The organism is Cupriavidus oxalaticus (assembly GCF_038900635.1).
Taxonomy (GTDB): domain Bacteria; phylum Pseudomonadota; class Gammaproteobacteria; order Burkholderiales; family Burkholderiaceae; genus Cupriavidus; species Cupriavidus oxalaticus_B.
In genome coordinates, this window is the sequence record NZ_JAYMRX010000111.1 from 1 (window position 1) to 384 (window position 384).

1 protein-coding gene is annotated in these 384 nt (G+C 64.8%); it reads right to left on the reverse strand.

The window, feature by feature from the left end:
• Window positions 1-114: 114 nt before the first annotated feature.
• The coding region (locus tag VSR71_RS35185) for an ABC transporter substrate-binding protein (RefSeq protein WP_342917935.1) at window positions 115-384 on the reverse strand (270 nt) is incomplete at its 5' end.

The following is a 384-nucleotide window of genomic DNA, read 5'->3' on the forward strand; positions in this document are numbered from 1 at the left end:
GGAATCCATTTCTCAACCGTCACTGCCGCCCGATGGATCCCGGGCTCGCGCTACGCGCGCCCCGGGATGACGACCTGTTGTTGGGCGCGCGTGTCGCCCCGACGCCTCACGCCGTCACTTCTTCACCAGCGGACAGCGCGACTGCTCCAGGGGCTGGAATGCCTCGCTGCCGGGCACGGTGGCGAGCAGCTTGTAGTCGTCCCAGCGGCCCTTGGATTCCGACGGCTTCTTCACCTCGAACAGGTACATGTCGTGGATCATGCGGCCGTCCTCGCGGATCTTGCCGTTCTTGGCGAAGAAGTCGTTGACCGGCGTGTCCTTCATCACCTTGATGACCGCAGCCGCGTCAGTCGTGCCGGCCGCCTTCACGGCCTTCAGATAGTG